The organism is Polaribacter sp. SA4-12 (assembly GCF_002163675.1).
Taxonomy (GTDB): Bacteria; Bacteroidota; Bacteroidia; order Flavobacteriales; family Flavobacteriaceae; genus Polaribacter.
Map to the genome: position 1 here is coordinate 262842 of NZ_CP019334.1, position 16091 is coordinate 278932.

General features: G+C 29.3%; 14 protein-coding genes. 7 read left to right on the forward strand and 7 right to left on the reverse strand.

The genetic code is table 11. The features are described from left to right. Positions 1-64: 64 nt before the first annotated feature. Positions 65-1948: a membrane protein insertase YidC gene (gene yidC / locus BTO07_RS01170; RefSeq protein WP_087519481.1), complete on the reverse strand. Its 1884-nt coding sequence runs from the start codon at positions 1946-1948 to the stop codon at positions 65-67. Between the two features lie 144 nt (positions 1949-2092). Then, the gene (locus BTO07_RS01175) at positions 2093-3706 is read right to left on the reverse strand and encodes a CTP synthase (protein WP_087519482.1); all 1614 of its coding nucleotides are present in this window, start codon (positions 3704-3706) and stop codon (positions 2093-2095) included. A 230-nt stretch (positions 3707-3936) separates the two neighbouring features. Here BTO07_RS01175 and rpmH point away from each other — a divergent pair, with 230 nt between their 5' ends. Together rpmH and carB are read left to right on the forward strand one after the other, a co-directional pair. Continuing rightward, positions 3937-4098: a 50S ribosomal protein L34 gene (gene rpmH, locus BTO07_RS01180; RefSeq protein ID WP_036785483.1), complete on the forward strand. Its 162-nt coding sequence runs from the start codon at positions 3937-3939 to the stop codon at positions 4096-4098. A 120-nt stretch (positions 4099-4218) separates the two neighbouring features. Then, positions 4219-7074 carry a carbamoyl-phosphate synthase large subunit gene (gene carB / locus BTO07_RS01185; RefSeq protein ID WP_087519483.1) on the forward strand — a complete coding sequence of 952 codons (2856 nt, stop codon included), beginning with the start codon at positions 4219-4221 and terminating at the stop codon, positions 7072-7074. A gap of 81 nt (positions 7075-7155) precedes the next feature. On the opposite strand, the gene BTO07_RS17240 is transcribed toward carB, so the two are convergent. Next, the gene (locus BTO07_RS17240; RefSeq protein WP_157663253.1) at positions 7156-7326 is read right to left on the reverse strand and encodes a CopG family transcriptional regulator; all 171 of its coding nucleotides are present in this window, start codon (positions 7324-7326) and stop codon (positions 7156-7158) included. Between the two features lie 271 nt (positions 7327-7597). After that, entirely contained in the window at positions 7598-9301 is a 1704-nt protein-coding gene (locus BTO07_RS01190; RefSeq protein WP_087519484.1) for a hypothetical protein, read from the reverse strand. 291 nt (positions 9302-9592) lie between these two features. On the opposite strand from BTO07_RS01190, the gene BTO07_RS01195 reads away from it, so the two are divergent. From BTO07_RS01195 to BTO07_RS01210, 5 genes are all read left to right on the forward strand, one after another. Continuing rightward, complete coding sequence (locus BTO07_RS01195) at positions 9593-10000, forward strand: DUF134 domain-containing protein (RefSeq protein ID WP_087519485.1); 408 nt, start codon at positions 9593-9595, stop codon at positions 9998-10000. Between the two features lie 3 nt (positions 10001-10003). Further along, entirely contained in the window at positions 10004-10165 is a 162-nt protein-coding gene (locus tag BTO07_RS17245; RefSeq protein WP_157663254.1) for a DUF5320 family protein, read from the forward strand. Between the two features lie 2 nt (positions 10166-10167). Continuing rightward, positions 10168-10566 carry a NifB/NifX family molybdenum-iron cluster-binding protein gene (locus tag BTO07_RS01200; protein WP_087519486.1) on the forward strand — a complete coding sequence of 133 codons (399 nt, stop codon included), beginning with the start codon at positions 10168-10170 and terminating at the stop codon, positions 10564-10566. Positions 10567-10589: 23 nt separating this feature from the next. After that, the gene (ribA, locus tag BTO07_RS01205) at positions 10590-11195 is read left to right on the forward strand and encodes a GTP cyclohydrolase II (RefSeq protein ID WP_087519487.1); all 606 of its coding nucleotides are present in this window, start codon (positions 10590-10592) and stop codon (positions 11193-11195) included. A gap of 144 nt (positions 11196-11339) precedes the next feature. Then, positions 11340-13412 carry a hypothetical protein gene (locus BTO07_RS01210; RefSeq protein WP_087522517.1) on the forward strand — a complete coding sequence of 691 codons (2073 nt, stop codon included), beginning with the start codon at positions 11340-11342 and terminating at the stop codon, positions 13410-13412. 88 nt (positions 13413-13500) lie between these two features. On the opposite strand, the gene BTO07_RS01215 is transcribed toward BTO07_RS01210, so the two are convergent. The 3 genes from BTO07_RS01215 to miaA form a co-directional block, all read right to left on the reverse strand. Further along, complete coding sequence (locus BTO07_RS01215; protein WP_087519488.1) at positions 13501-14454, reverse strand: alpha/beta fold hydrolase; 954 nt, start codon at positions 14452-14454, stop codon at positions 13501-13503. A gap of 136 nt (positions 14455-14590) precedes the next feature. After that, positions 14591-15109 carry an OmpH family outer membrane protein gene (locus tag BTO07_RS01220; protein WP_087519489.1) on the reverse strand — a complete coding sequence of 173 codons (519 nt, stop codon included), beginning with the start codon at positions 15107-15109 and terminating at the stop codon, positions 14591-14593. A 57-nt stretch (positions 15110-15166) separates the two neighbouring features. After that, a complete protein-coding gene (miaA, locus tag BTO07_RS01225; protein ID WP_087519490.1) occupies positions 15167-16090 on the reverse strand; it encodes a tRNA (adenosine(37)-N6)-dimethylallyltransferase MiaA in 924 nt (307 codons plus the stop codon). Between the last annotated feature and the right edge of the window lies 1 nt (position 16091).

The following is a 16091-nucleotide window of genomic DNA, read 5'->3' on the forward strand; positions in this document are numbered from 1 at the left end:
TTTTAAAACAAAAAAACCGAAACAAATAAGTTTCGGTTTTTTAAATTATTAAAGGCATTGCCTTCTATTTTTTACCTTTTTTCTGTTGTGCTTGTTGCTCTTGTGCTTGTTTCATAGCACCATCAATTTTCTGACGGAATTTACTCTTCGCTTTTTCAGGTTTCTTCTTGTTTTCCTCTATTTGAGCATGAATTTTATCTTCATCAATAATGTAGTTTTTAATTACTAACATAATTGTTATCGTTAACAAGTTAGAAACAAAGTAGTATAAACTTAAACTACTTGCATAATTGTTAAAGAAGAATAACATCATAATAGGAGAGAAGTAAATCATGTACTTCATCATTTTCCCCATGTCTGGCATACCTTCTTGCGTTGGTGCTTGCATGTTTGCTTGTTGACTCTGATTCATTTTCATGTAAAAGAAAATAGCAACAGAAGCTAATATTGGAAATAAACTTACGTGATCTCCATAAAAAGGAATGTTAAATGGCAATTTATAAATCATATCGTAAGATGATAAATCATTTGCCCATAAAAAGTTTTGCTGTCTTAAAGCTAAATTTGTAGGAAAGAACTTGAATAATGCAAAGAAAACAGGCATCTGTAATAATGCAGGTATACAACCAGACATCATGCTTACTCCAGCTTTTCGCTGAATTGCCATGGTTTCTTGTTGACGTTTCATTGCGTTGTCTTTTCCAGGATACTTCTCATTCAATGCCGTTAATTCAGGTCTAATAACCTTCATTTTAGCGCTCGATAAATAAGATTTATAAACTAAAGGAGACATGATAATTCTAACAACAATTGTCATTAAAATAATGATTAATCCATAGTTAGATAAAAATCCTTCTAAGAAATTAAAAACAGGATAAAATACAGTTCTGTTTAAGAAACCAAAAATTCCCCAACCTAAATCTGCTGTTTTATCTAAATCTGTTCCTTTAAAAGTTTTTAATAAATTATAATCACTAGGCCCATAATACCATTTCATGTTATAGTTTAACTCACCATTAGATAATTCTAAAGGAGTTTTTAACTCATAACGTTTTGTATAAACAGAATCTATTTCTTCATTCTTTATTAAATCTGTAGATGTTACAGACGCTTTATTAAAAGGAGTGTCTGATAATAAACTAGATGAAAAGAAATGTTGTTTGTAAGAAACCCAGTCTACGTCATTTAAAATTTCATTGTTACCTGCATTTAAATAATCTACATCGTCTTCTGTCTTATAAAAAAGGTGAGAATACATTGTGTTTTCTGTCTTTAAACTTTTTTCATGTCTATAACCATCTAAAGACCAATCTAAATTAATTGGGTTAGAAGAGTTAATTACACTACTTAAACCTTGAGAACGAACAGCAAAATTCACCATATATTCATTCGGTTTCATTTCGTATCTATATTCAAGAAACTGAGAGTCAGAAACTTTCAATTTCATAGAAACGATTGTGCTTTCTCCGTTTTTAGTAATAGTAGGCGAAAAGAATAAATCTTTGGTATTTAAAATTCTATTATCTGTTGTGCCAAAATTGATGTTAAAAGATGAGTTATTATCTTTTATCATATATAAAGGTAAAGAATCATGTGTTTGATAATTCTTAATTTCAGCTTCAATAATTTGTCCACCTTTATTGTTGATGACCAATTTTACCAATTCATTTTCTAAAACTGATGTTCCATCTGAACCATTAATAGCACTTTGTGCAAATGCGCCTAATTTATTAGTGAAGGCTACTTGCTTTAAAGAATCGTTTTCAAAAACGGGTGTGTTTTCTATGATTGTATTTGTTGTATTGTTTGTAGCATCTACAACTTGTTCAGTATTCGTTGAAGGATCAATCGTTTCATCTGGCTTATTAGTGTTTACCCAGTATAATAAAATACCTCCTAATAATACCATTCCTATAAAAGAATTGATATCGAATTTCTTTTTTTCCATGTGTTATCTTAAAATGTCAAATTGTCATTAGATCATCAAAATATTTTGATGAAAACGCGACAAATGTAGTGAAAAAGCAGTTTTTATATCGTTTTTACTGCTTTAAATGTTAAAGGTATTATTCGTTCAAATAATGTTCCGTAATTAACTTTTAGATTGTTTTAAAGCAGCTTTTATAAAATCTACAAATAAAGGGTGTGGTTTTAAAACTGTACTTTTATATTCTGGATGATATTGTACACCAACAAACCAAGGATGTGTAGGTATTTCTACAACTTCTACCAATCCTGTTTTAGGATTAAAACCTGTAGCTTTCATTCCTTTAAGTTCAATTTGCTCTAAGTAATCATTATTAAACTCATAACGATGTCTGTGACGTTCACTAATATTTTCAGATTTATAAGCATTGTAAGCTTTAGAATCTTTTACAAGTTTACAATCCCAAGCACCTAAACGCATTGTACCACCTTTTTCTGTAACATCTTTTTGGCTTTCCATTAAGTTTATAACAGGGTTTTTACAATCCTTTTTCATTTCTGTAGAAAAAGCATCTTCTAAACCTAATACGTTTTTAGAATATTCGATAACAGCCATTTGCATTCCCAAACAAATTCCGAAGAAAGGAATATTGTTTTCTCTTGCGTACTGAACTGCTTTTATTTTACCATCAATTCCTCTATCACCAAAACCAGGAGCCACTAAAATTCCGTTAACACCTTTTAGTTTTTCTTCGCAATTATCAATAGTTAAACTTTCAGAATGCACCCAACGTACTTTTACTTTGGTTTCATTAGAAGAACCTGCATGAATAAATGCTTCTGTAATTGATTTATAAGAATCTTGTAACTCAATATATTTACCAATTAAAGCAATTTCTACTTCGTGTTTAGGATTTTTATGTTTCTTTAAGAACTCGTTCCAAACCTTTAATTCTGGTTCCCCTTTAGAAGATAATTTTAATTTTCTTAAAACAACAGAATCTAAACCTTGTTCTAACATTAAGTTAGGTACATCGTAAATAGTTTCTGCGTCTATAGATTGTATAACATCTTCTTTCTTTACATTACAGAATAATGCAAGTTTACGTTTAATGTCGTCAGAAATTTCGTGTTCTGTTCTACACACTAAAATATCTGGGCTTACACCACTTTGCATTAACATTTTTACAGAGTGTTGTGTAGGTTTTGTTTTTAACTCACCTGCAGCAGCTAAATAAGGTACTAGTGTTAAATGAATAACAATGGCATTTTCTTCACCTTTTTCCCAAAGCATTTGTCTAACAGACTCAACATAAGGTAAAGATTCAATATCACCAACAGTTCCACCAATTTCTGTAATTACGATATCGTAATCACCAGTTTCACCTAAAATTTGAATTCTACGTTTAATTTCATCAGTAATATGAGGAATCACCTGTACAGTTTTCCCTAAAAACTCACCTTTACGCTCTTTATTAATTACAGATTGATAAATTTTACCTGTAGTTACGTTATTAGCCTGACTTGTAGGAATGTTTAAAAAACGCTCATAATGACCAAGATCTAAATCAGTTTCTGCTCCATCATCTGTAACATAACATTCTCCATGTTCGTACGGATTTAAAGTTCCTGGATCTATATTAATATAAGGGTCTAATTTTTGGATAGTTACAGAAAATCCTCGTTGCTGTAATAATTTGGCTAAAGAAGCTGCAATAATTCCTTTTCCAAGTGATGAAGTTACGCCTCCTGTTACAAAAACGTATTTAGTGTTACTCATGGTATTCTTAGGTTTGCGCAAAAATACTAACTCTAACATTTATGGCAAATAAAAAAGGCAAAAACATTTGAAAAACTTGTACTTTTGTTCTGTCGAAAAATATTTTGTTTTTTTTTGAAATAGTGTTTGTCAAAAATAAAAACAGTTGTATATTTGCGCACGCTTAAAAAGAAATTAGTTTCTATAAGTAATAGATAAAAAATAAGAAGACACTTTAAAAAATACATATAATGCCGAAAAGAACGTACCAACCGTCAAAGAGAAAAAGAAGAAATAAACATGGTTTCATGGAAAGAATGGCTTCTGCTAACGGTAGAAAAGTATTAGCTCGTAGAAGAGCAAAAGGAAGAAAGAAAGTTTCTGTTTCATCTGAAACTAGACATAAAAAATAAATGGTTAACATTTGTTAATATATTAGGTGTTACTTTTTTAAGTAACACCTTTTTTTATACCCAAGCATTAATTATTTTTGCAAACAACAACAAGACAACAACAACTACAACTACAACACAATGCCAAAAAGAAAAGACCTCAAATCAGTTTTAATTATCGGATCTGGACCTATTGTTATTGGACAAGCTTGTGAATTCGATTATTCTGGTTCACAATCATTACGTTCTTTAAGAGAAGATGGAATCGAAACTGTTCTAATTAACTCGAATCCTGCAACTATTATGACAGACCCTTCAATGGCTGATCATATTTACTTGCTGCCTTTAACAACTAAATCTATTATTCAAATTTTAAAAGAGCATCCACAAATTGACGCTGTTTTGCCAACAATGGGTGGGCAAACTGCATTAAATTTATGTATTGAAGCAGATGCAAAAGGAATTTGGGAAGATTTTAATGTAAAATTAATCGGTGTAGATATTGATGCCATTAATGTTACTGAAGATAGAGAGCAATTTAGAGAGTTAATGATTAAGATTGGTGTGCCAATGGCGCCTCAAGCAACAGCAACTTCATTTTTAAAAGGGAAAGAAATTGCACAAAAATTTGGTTTTCCATTAGTTATTCGTTCTTCATATACTTTAGGTGGCGCAGGAGCTTCTATTGTTTACAAAGCAGAAGATTTTGACCAATTATTAAGTTACGGTTTAGAAGCATCGCCAATACATGAGGTGATGATTGATAAAGCGATGATGGGATGGAAAGAATATGAATTAGAATTATTAAGAGATAAAAACGACAATGTTGTAATTATCTGTTCTATCGAAAATATGGATCCTATGGGAATTCATACTGGAGACTCTATAACAGTTGCCCCAGCAATGACACTTTCTGATACTACTTTTCAGAAAATGCGTGATATGGCAATTCACATGATGCGTTCTATTGGAGATTTTGAAGGTGGTTGTAACGTACAGTTTGCAGTTTCGCCAGACGAAAAAGAAGATATTATTGCAATTGAAATTAATCCACGTGTTTCTCGTTCATCCGCTTTAGCGTCTAAAGCAACAGGATATCCTATTGCAAAAGTTGCTACAAAATTAGCGATTGGTTATACATTAGATGAATTAGAAAACGGAATTACAAAATCTACATCCGCTTTATTTGAGCCAACATTAGATTATGTAATTGTAAAAATACCTCGTTGGAATTTTGATAAATTCGAAGGTTCAGACAGAACTTTAGGTTTACAAATGAAATCTGTAGGAGAAGTAATGGGTATTGGACGTTCTTTCCAAGAAGCATTGCACAAAGCAACACAATCTTTAGAGATAAAAAGAAATGGTTTAGGTGCCGATGGAAAAGGCTACACAGATTATGACCAAATTATAGATAAATTAACCAATGCAAGTTGGGACCGTGTTTTTGCTATTTACGATGCAATTGCTATCGGAATTCCATTATCTCAGATTCATGATATCACAAAAATTGACATGTGGTATTTAAAGCAATATGAAGAGTTATTTCAATTGCAGAAAGAAATTTCTACATATACTATAGACTCTATTCAAAGAGATTTGTTGTTAGAAGCAAAGCAAAAAGGATATGGAGATAGACAAATAGCACATATGCTAGATTGTTTAGAAAGTCAAGTATATACAAAAAGAGAAGAATTAAAAGTACAACGTGTTTTTAAATTAGTTGATACTTGTGCAGCAGAATTTAAGGCAAAAACTCCTTATTATTATTCAACTTTCGAGAACGAAATTGAAACTGCAGACGGAGAAATCATTATTGCAAACGAAAGTGTTGTAACTGATAAAAAGAAAATTATCGTTTTAGGTTCTGGACCAAATAGAATTGGTCAGGGAATTGAGTTCGATTACTGTTGTGTACATGGTGTTTTAGCAGCTGCAGAATGTGGTTACGAAACAATTATGATTAACTGTAATCCAGAAACGGTTTCTACAGATTTTGATACCGCAGATAAATTATACTTTGAGCCTGTTTTTTGGGAACATATTTATGACATTATTCGTCATGAAAAACCAGAAGGAGTTATTGTACAATTAGGTGGGCAAACTGCATTAAAGTTAGCAGAGAAGTTAACAAAATACGGAATTAAAATTATCGGTACTTCTTTTGAAGCGTTAGATATTGCAGAAGATAGAGGAAGATTTTCAGCGATGTTAAAAGATAATAAAATTCCTTTTCCAGAATATGGTATCGCAGAAACTGCAGACGAAGCTTTGGTTTTAGCAGATGAATTAGATTTCCCAATTTTGGTAAGACCTTCTTACGTTTTAGGAGGACAAGGAATGAAAATTGTCATCAATAAAGAAGACTTGGTAAAACATGTAGTTGATTTATTAGGTAGAATGCCTGGTAATAAATTATTGTTAGATCATTATTTAGATGGCGCAATTGAAGCTGAAGCAGATGCAATTTGTGATGCTGATGGTAATGTGTACATTATTGGTATTATGGAGCATATAGAACCTTGTGGAATACACTCTGGAGATTCTAACGCAACTTTACCCGCCTTTAATTTAGGCGAATTTGTAATGCAACAAATTAAAGATCATACACATACAATTGCAAGAGAATTAAAAACTGTTGGTTTAATTAATATTCAGTTTGCAATTAAACATGATATTGTTTATATTATTGAAGCAAACCCAAGAGCCTCTAGAACTGTACCTTTTATAGCAAAAGCATACAAAGAACCGTATGTAAATTATGCAACTAAAGTAATGTTAGGTCATAATAAAGTAACAGACTTTAATTTTAATCCTCAATTAGAAGGGTATGCAATTAAACAACCTGTTTTCTCTTTTAACAAGTTTCCTAATGTTGATAAAAAATTAGGACCAGAAATGAAATCTACTGGAGAAAGTATCTTATTTATAGATAGTTTAAAAGACGATGAATTTTACGATTTATATTCTAGACGTAAAATGTACTTGAATAAATAAAAGCATCATTTTTGATATATTAAAAAAAGCATCCAATTTTGGATGCTTTTTTTTTGGTGTTGATTATTTTATAATTAGCTATTAAATCAAAGACTTAGATTCCGTTAATATTTGATCTTTATTTAAATTCGTAAATCCGCTATTTTCTGCTTTTTCCAATCTAGTACTAATCCAATCAATTTGACTTTGCTGTTTTCTTGCTTGTCTAATTAAATCGTCTGGTTGCGTAGATGAAATATTTTGTCTTTCCATAACGTGTTGTTTTATGCTAATTTACATCTAAAAAGTAAATTTCAAAAATTTAGCTCTCAATTTGAGTTTTATAGTGCTACCGTAATTTATAGGATTTATTCGATTTGAGAGAGTATCTTATTTATAGATAGTTTAAAAGACGATGAATTTTACGACTTATATTCTAGACGTAAAATGTACTTGAATAAATAAAAAGTATCATTTTTGATATATTAAAAAAAGCATCCAATTTTGGATGCTTTTTTTTGTGATTAGTTATCAAGGTGTTGGGCTATGTCTTTTTTAGTTCTAAAGTTTCAATAATTTCTTTAAATACAGGTTTTGATGAATCAATATTTTTTTTTGATAAATAATCTTTCGAGAAATATTCAAAGTTATTATTTGATTTATGTAATAAATCTAAGTTGTTTGTCCTTTCGTGTTTTTTTTCTACTTCTTTTACTTTCTTATGAAAATTATCTATTATACCTTTAAAATCAAATTTATTAGCATTACTCAGGTTATTAATTAAAAAAGAAAGGCTCATAAAAGTTAAATTTTTAATTTCACCAAAAGAGTTCTCCAAGTTATTCTCATTTTTATTTACTTTATTTTTAAACTCTTCAATTAAATACTTATTGAATCCTGACGATTTAAAAATAGAACTCGTATAAATAATAATTGGATAGATAACCAAATTTCTTGTTTTAATCTTTAATTCTCTATATGTTTTGTTTTCAAAAGGCTCTTGTTTTAATTTTTCTAAATGTTTAATTATTTGCCCTGTTCCCTTCTTTGTAGTGTTATACTTTTTATCTAATTCTTCTTTAATTTTTATGTGAGAATAGGAATTTACTGCGGCTGCAGAAAAATATGCATCCTTAATTTCAAATAGAAAAATATATTTTCCATTTCTGAAATATGCATCAGGAAACCCTTGCACAATATCATCATCAAATTTTAGAATTGTATTTTTTCCTTTTAAATACTTGGGGAGTATTTTTTCAAAAAGACTTTTTTCAGTTACTTTATTAGCAATAAGATTTTTGTAATTAGTGAAGTTTTTAAATTTTGGAACATTATTTATTTCTGATTTATTGTAAAAATCAAACACTAAACCTTCATAAAGCTTGTTAGATATGAAATCCCAGTTTAATACAATAAGTTTCTTTTTATTTTTAAATAAAGGTCTGTCTTTTAAGCCTGAATAACTATTGCTTCCAGTTTTATATTTCAGTTTGTATTCTTCGATATCTAATATAAATGTATCGAATAATGAATGAAATAAATTATTTTCATCAATCAAAAATGGAGGAAATTCAGAATCTAATTGATTCCAAGAGTTTTGTAATAAACTCAATAATTTAAGTATATAGTTCCAAGTATCAGGTTCTCCATTTTTTCTGAGAAATATATCTACATTTTCTGAATATTCACTTTGTTTAAAATAATTTAATAAATTTAAGCCTTTTATTAAACTAACAATTGGATTTGAAGATTGGTTGATGTCAATTTGATCAACAATTATTGGCCATAAAAATTCTCTAAAAAATTGATGCTTTTTATGTTTTTCACTCAAATCTTTTGGTTTGTATTTATCGTTTAAATTCTTGGTAATTAAAAGATAAGCCTTTAAAAAATTTAATTCATTTTCTGGAGTTGAGTCTTTGTATTCAAAACCTTGATAATTGACTAAAACATAATGTATAAATTCAAGATTTATTTTAATTGTGAAAATATTAATTCTTGGATTCTCTTGGATTAATTTTCTTAGGTTATTGTAAACTTCAGTTTTTGTTTTTAAATCAAATCTTTCAGTTATTTTTTTGAATATTTTTATTTGTGTTTTATTATCACTTTTTAAATATAACTCCGAATTAATATAACTCAAAAGAGTTATTATCATGCTTGAAGGAATTCCTTTAAGTAAAAAAACTATATCTGGTTCTTGATCGTTAAATATATCTGAATAAATTGGAGTTGTATTTATTTCCATTTTTTAATATTTTGCCTAATTATAACACTCATATAAATAAGGTACATCAGAAACAAGCTAAGTTACCATTTTCAAGCCAAAATTTCATCAGTAAAACTACCTGTTTACATCAAAAAATAATTGTCTTAATTTTTTCTTAAAAGTACTCCTTTTTTTTCGTTATGAACGTAAGTTCATTATCTTTGTACCGAATTTTAGTTATACGGGAGAATTTTTATTACCGAGTACATGATTGAGCTCGGTAGTAATAATTCTTTTACAGATAGTTTAGAATCACATTAAAACCAACAAATGCCAAGACCAAAAAAGAAGAGAAAAGTAGATCATCCACCAAAAATGCTTGGTTTTAAACCTTTTGGAATTCCTTTGCGAAATTCTGAGCATGTTATTATGCAGTATGAAGAATATGAGTCGGTTAAATTGGTTATTTATGATAAGTTATCGCAAGATGCAGCAGCAGAAAAGATGGAAGTTTCCAGACCAACATTAACCCGAATTTATAACAGCGCATTAAAAAAAATTGGAGAAGCTTTTGTAGAAGGAAAAGCAATATTGATTAAAGGTGGAGATTTTGAATTTGATAAAGATTGGTACAAATGCAACACATGTTTTAAGTTAACAGGTGGAATTAAAGACCCTAAAATATGTGGTAATTGTCCTGCCAATGATAATAAGGAATTAGTAAACTTAAATGAATAAGTGATGCCAAATTTAAACAGCAAAGGCCCTGAAGGTTTAGGCCCAAAAACAGGAATGAAATTAGGGAAATGTAGAAAAACAAAATCAGATGCTGATGAAGCACCTACAAACAGACCTTTTAGAAAAGGAAGGCGTCATAATAGTAAAATTACAAAAATCGATTAAAGATGAAAAAAATAGCAATACCAATTACAGAAGACAATAAGATTGAAGATCATTTTGGACGTTGTAAGTTCTACGAAATACACACTTTTTCTGATGAAAATGAAATAGTAGATTTAACATTATTAGAATCTGATGGTAAATGTGGATGTAAATCTAACATTGTAAGTGTTTTAGTAAAAGAAGGTGTAACATTTATGTTAGCAGGTAATATTGGCGATGGTGCTATGACTAAATTAGTTGTTGCAGGTATTGGTGTAATTCGTGGTTGTTCTGGTAATTCTGCAGATGTTATTTTAGATTTTGTTGATGGCAAAATTACAGATAATGGTGTTGGTTGTGCTAAACATAGTCACAGTCATAAAGAAGGTCATGACATGCTTGTAATCACTAATATTAATTAGATTAATGTAATAGATATAAGTTAATGTCTACTAGAAATATAACAATGTTGCAAGGTGAGAGAGTAAAGCTTCCTACCAAATATGGTCATTTCGAATTGATTCCGTTTCAAGAAAAAGAAAGCGGATTAGAACATATGGCATTAGTGAAAGGAACATTTACTAAAAATGATACAGTTTTAACACGGATTCATTCTGCTTGTGCTACTGGAGATTTATTTGGTTCATTAAGATGCGATTGTGGAGATCAGTTGATGGAAGCAATGAAAATGATTGAGAAAAACGGAAGTGGCGTTGTGGTATATTTGCAGCAAGAGGGCAGAGGTATTGGTTTAATGAATAAGATGAAGGCTTATAAATTACAAGAATTAGGCATGGATACTGTAGAAGCAAATCTAGAACTGGGTTTTGCTGCAGATGAAAGAGATTATCAAATAGGAACCGATATTTTAAATGCACTTAATATTCAAAAAGTGAATTTATTAACGAATAATCCTGACAAAATTATTGGTTTGGAAGAGAACGGAATTCAGGTTGTAGAACGAGTTTCTATAATAATACCATCAAACAAATTCAATAAATTTTATTTAGACACAAAAGAAACTCATATGGGACATCAATTGAGTGAATAAAATAAATATAATAAGTAGTAATAATCACCCATTTTTTCAGAAATTTACAATTGAAAAAATACGAAGTATAAACTGGTTAGAAAATCAGTAAAATATTCTCTTTTAGAGAACTACGTTCTTAAGAACGTTTAAATGAAAGTACATATGAAAAGTAACATCGCAATTGAGGATCAATATAAAAGGACACCTTTATTTGAAAAAGAAAATGTAAATTATCTTGTTCACGTTTTAAAAAGATTTAACACGGTACCTAAAGTAAACAACATTAATATTATTACTTCTAGTAATGAACCAGATGTGTTTAAAATTACCCCAAATAAATCGATTACAATAGGTGCTTTATATTTGAAAAACCCAGTTTTAGCTTTAGTTTACTTAAGATATGGTATCGAATGGCAACTTTGGTATAAAGCTTTAGGAAACGAAAAAAACGGAACTGCTTTATGTAATATTGCTGCGTTAGAAGTAACGAGAATATTTTATAAATTATTACCAAAAGACGATAAAGAAAAATTAAAAAACCTTGATTATTTTTTAATTAATTTGATTAAAAATGATGAAGATTTAAATGCTGAAGCTTTATTAAAACATGAAGCTTTAGAGGCAATTCATGGATTGAATACAGAAAATAAAGTTTTTGAAGAATCTTGGAAACCTTTAATTAAAAACTTAGCAAAACCAACAGAATATTTATTAATGGCTGGTGGAGATCTTAGATTAAATATTGACGAAGTAGATTTGTTAAATAAATATGGTTGTAGACCTTTTCCTAGACCAGAAGCATTTACGTTTGCTTCTTCTACAGCTACAAGTGTTTCTAACTTTGCGTATGATAAGACAGATAAAGTAAGAAGTATTTTAATTAAGAATAGTTTAAAGAATGGTTTCAAGAAAACTGCTATTGAGTTTTCTGAATCTCTAAAAAACGACCTTAAAAGTATTTTTAAATTAAGTGATGAATGTCAAATAATTTTTTCTCCTTCAGGTACAGATTCTTCACTTCAAATAGCAGCGATTACTCAAATTATTACCGATAAAGAAATTACACATGTTTTAGTCGCTTCAGACGAAACAGGTAGTGGAGTTGCTGGTGCATTAAAAGGATGTCATTTCGAAAATAATACAGCGCTTAATTTTCCTGCTAAAAAAGGAGATGAAATTGAAGGATTTAGAGATATTGATTTGATTAAAATTCCTTTTAGAGATGAAAGCGGACAATTAAAATCTACTGCTCAATTAGATTCAGAAGTTTTTACAGCAATTTCAGAAACAAATAAATTAGGAAAACATATTGTTTTACATGTTATGGATCATTCTAAATTAGGATATCAATCTCCTAGTGAAGAAATGATGGAGAAATTGAATACATTGAATGATTTGTCTATACAAGTTGTTATTGATGCTGCGCAACTTCGATTAGATCCTACAGACATACAAAGTTATTTAAAGAGTGGATATATTGTTAGTATTACAGGAAGTAAATACTTTACAGGACCTCCATATTCTGGCGCATTAATTTTTCCAGCAAAAGTGAGTAAGTCTATTGCTGCTGCAAAAAAGACGTTGCCAAATGGTTTAACTCAATATTACAATCATTCAGATTGGCCAACATCTTGGTTTTGTTCTAGAAACTTATCTGACGGCTTTAATTATGGTTCTTACATGCGTTGGAAAGCTGCTATTGTAGAAATGGACAGGTATTATAAAACGCCAATTCTTTATAGAAATATGGGAATTGAAATGTTTTGCAACTTTGTAGAAGATTCTATAAAAGAAGCTACTTTTTTACAATCGCTTTGTAGTGATGAGGCAAGTGAAAATAGATATGATAATGAGAAATTCGGAATACGAAATATCCGTACAATTTTCCCTTTTTTCATCCTTAAAAATGAAGAAGTATTATCTGTTGATAAAGTGAAAAAGCTGTACGTATTGTTAAACTCAGATATTTCTGATCATTTTAAAGATTCACCTTTAGAAATTATTAGACTTGCTGCTCAAAAATGTCATATTGGACAAGCAGTGAATGTTAAATATGATAATGAACATCAAAGTGCTGTTTTAAGAATTAGTCTAGGAGCAAGGGTTATTTCTGAAAGTTGGATTAATAGAGATATTAGCATCTATTTTAAAAATATAGAAGCACAAATGAATGAGATTACTGTAATTATTAAAAAAATAGAATTGATTTTGAATACTCCTGAATTGATGCATTAAAAATCAAGTAGAAATATTGTTTTAACTAAAGAATCCTCACAATTTTGTGAGGATTCTTTTTTGATATAATTTCAAAAGAAACTCATTACTATTTATCGTCTTTAAAAAAGTTAATTAGAATTTGAGTAAGTTCTTTAGGTTTATCTTCTTGTATAAAGTGATTAGATTCTAAAATATAATGTTTCCTGTTTTTAGCGCCAATAATATTTTTTTGCAAAATACTGTCTTTTCCTTTCCACATTAAATCATCATGATTTCCCCAAATAGTCATAAATGGTTTTGTAAATAAGTTTAGTTTTTTATTTAATTCTCTATTTATAATTGCCTCTTTATCGTCTTTATCCAAAGGAATCATAGAAGGGAATTTTCTAACCGAAATAAAGTCAGATTTGTTTTTAAAAGCAGTATCGTATTTAGATTTTATAGAATCGGATAGTTTTGTATTAGAACCCCAATCCATAATATTTCCTGCAGAAAAAGAAGGTTCATTTTTAGCATAGTCTACAAATCCTAAGAAGCTTTTAGGAATAATTTCATCTCCTTCAAATAAATAGCTATAAGAAACAGCCACTTTATGAAACAATTCAGGATTTTTAGCGACAATTCTTAAAGATATCATTCCTCCCCAATCATGTGCAAATAAATGTATGTTCTTTAATTTAAGATTGTCAATAAACTTTTGCAACCATTTTGTTTGATTTGAATACGTAATAAGAGTTGAATCTGTGGGTTTATCTGAATATCCAAAACCTACAAGATCAGGAATTATAACTCTATAGTTTTGTTGAACTAGAAGAGGAGCAATATTTCGATAAACAAATGAGCTGTTAGGTTCACCGTGTAATAAAAGGATGGTAGGGTTTTCTTTGTTCCCAATATCCAAGTAAGCCATTTTAATGTCGTTGTCTACTTGTGTAAATTTATACTGCTGTTTTGTAGAAAAATCAATTTTAAAATTTTCTGGATTCCTTTTTTTTACATTTTGGCAAGAAGTAAAAAGTAAGCTTAAAGAAAAGATGAATAGGAGAATTTTGTTTTTCATGTTTTTGAAAGTAAGGGAATTAGTAATAAACTAAGATAACCTTTTTTGAGTCAAATATCAATATCAAAAGAGCGCTTTTTTAAGCAAAAAAAACCTCACAAATTTGTGAGGTTTTTCTATTTTAAAATAAGAATAATTATTTTTCTGCTTTAGGAATTTCTATGCCTAAATTCTTTAAAACTAGTTCCGTAATATCAAAATTAGTATCTATGTAAGCAAACTCGTTTCCAGATATTGTTAAAACTTGCGTATAATTTTCAGCTTTTGAAACTAATGTAATTGCCTCACTTAATTTTCTGTATAAAGGACGCATTAGTTCTTCACTTTTTAATTGCATTAACTTATTACCATTTTGTTGGTATTTTTTAATATCAGCCTCCATTTCAGCAAGTTCTTTGTAATCGGCCTTTCTTACTGCATCTTCCATGGTTTTTTCATTTTTCTTAAAAGCATCAATTTTTGTTTGATATTCTTTTAGTTTTATTGAAAAAGAAGAATCTAATTTTGCACCATAAGCTTGAGACCTTTTAGCAACAATCTTTGTTTCTGGCATCAGCTTTACAATATATTCACTATCTACTGTACCAACTTTAGATTGAGCAATAGAAACGGTGCTTAATAAAGCAATACAAATAAAGATAATTTTTGATTTCATGTTTTTGTTTTTTTTTGTGAGACAAAGATATAAAAGTGAATGAATTACGAAAGTCTGTTAACTGTTTGTTTTGTTAATTTTATCAGAAATTTTAGCAATAATAGTGTTTAAATCTGTTAGATAATCAAACCACAATGTATTTTCATCCTTTTTAAACCAAGTTAGTTGTCTTTTAGCAAATCTTCTGGTGTTTTTTTTGATTTCTGAAATTGCAAATTCTTTCGTAAAATCTTCATCAAAATAAGAAAACAGTTCTCTATACCCAACAGTTTGTAATGCATTTAAACTTTTATTAGGATAGAGTTCTTTTGCTTCTTCTAGCAAACCATTTTCTATCATAATATCTACACGTTGGTTAATTCTTGCGTAAATAATTTCTCTATCGGCATTTAAACCAACTTTAATAGATGTAAAGTTTCGTGGTGCTTTGGGTTTATTTTTAAAAGTAGAATAAGGTATTCCAGAACCGATACAAACTTCTAAAGCCCTAGTTACTCTTTTAGGGTTTTCAATTTCAATTGCATTGTAGGTTTCAATATCTAATTCTTTTAATTTTTCTTGAAGATATTCTAAGCCTTTGGTTTCTAATTCTTCTGTTAACGTTTCTCTAATTTTTGGATCTACTTCTGGAAAATAATCTAGCCCTTTTAAAACTGCATCTACATATAAACCAGAACCACCAACCATAATCTGAACTGGATTTTCTTTAAAAAGTTCATCTAATTTTGATAATGCATCTCTTTCGAAAGAACCTACATTATAATCATCAAAAATACTTCTGTTTTGTATAAAATGATGTTTTGCAGCTGCCAATTCATCAGTTTCAGGAACCGCAGTTCCTATTCTCATTTCTTTATAAAACTGTCTAGAATCACAAGAAATAATGTCTGCTTTAAAATGTTTTGCTAGTTGAATACTTAATGCAGTTTTACCAATAGCAGTAGGACCAACAATGGTAATTAGAAAGTTATTAGATGTCATT

Coding starts and splice junctions, on each gene's coding strand:
- BTO07_RS01210 (WP_087522517.1), top strand. CDS start 11,340: ATGAAAAGTAACATCGCAATTGAGGATCAATATAAAAGGACACCTTTA.
- ribA (WP_087519487.1), top strand. CDS start 10,590: ATGTCTACTAGAAATATAACAATGTTGCAAGGTGAGAGAGTAAAGCTT.
- BTO07_RS01175 (WP_087519482.1), bottom strand. CDS start 3,706: ATGAGTAACACTAAATACGTTTTTGTAACAGGAGGCGTAACTTCATCA.
- carB (WP_087519483.1), top strand. CDS start 4,219: ATGCCAAAAAGAAAAGACCTCAAATCAGTTTTAATTATCGGATCTGGA.
- BTO07_RS17240 (WP_157663253.1), bottom strand. CDS start 7,326: ATGGAAAGACAAAATATTTCATCTACGCAACCAGACGATTTAATTAGA.
- BTO07_RS01195 (WP_087519485.1), top strand. CDS start 9,593: ATGCCAAGACCAAAAAAGAAGAGAAAAGTAGATCATCCACCAAAAATG.
- BTO07_RS01215 (WP_087519488.1), bottom strand. CDS start 14,454: ATGAAAAACAAAATTCTCCTATTCATCTTTTCTTTAAGCTTACTTTTT.
- BTO07_RS01200 (WP_087519486.1), top strand. CDS start 10,168: ATGAAAAAAATAGCAATACCAATTACAGAAGACAATAAGATTGAAGAT.
- BTO07_RS01220 (WP_087519489.1), bottom strand. CDS start 15,109: ATGAAATCAAAAATTATCTTTATTTGTATTGCTTTATTAAGCACCGTT.
- rpmH (WP_036785483.1), top strand. CDS start 3,937: ATGCCGAAAAGAACGTACCAACCGTCAAAGAGAAAAAGAAGAAATAAA.
- BTO07_RS01190 (WP_087519484.1), bottom strand. CDS start 9,301: ATGGAAATAAATACAACTCCAATTTATTCAGATATATTTAACGATCAA.
- BTO07_RS17245 (WP_157663254.1), top strand. CDS start 10,004: ATGCCAAATTTAAACAGCAAAGGCCCTGAAGGTTTAGGCCCAAAAACA.
- yidC (WP_087519481.1), bottom strand. CDS start 1,948: ATGGAAAAAAAGAAATTCGATATCAATTCTTTTATAGGAATGGTATTA.
- miaA (WP_087519490.1), bottom strand. CDS start 16,090: ATGACATCTAATAACTTTCTAATTACCATTGTTGGTCCTACTGCTATT.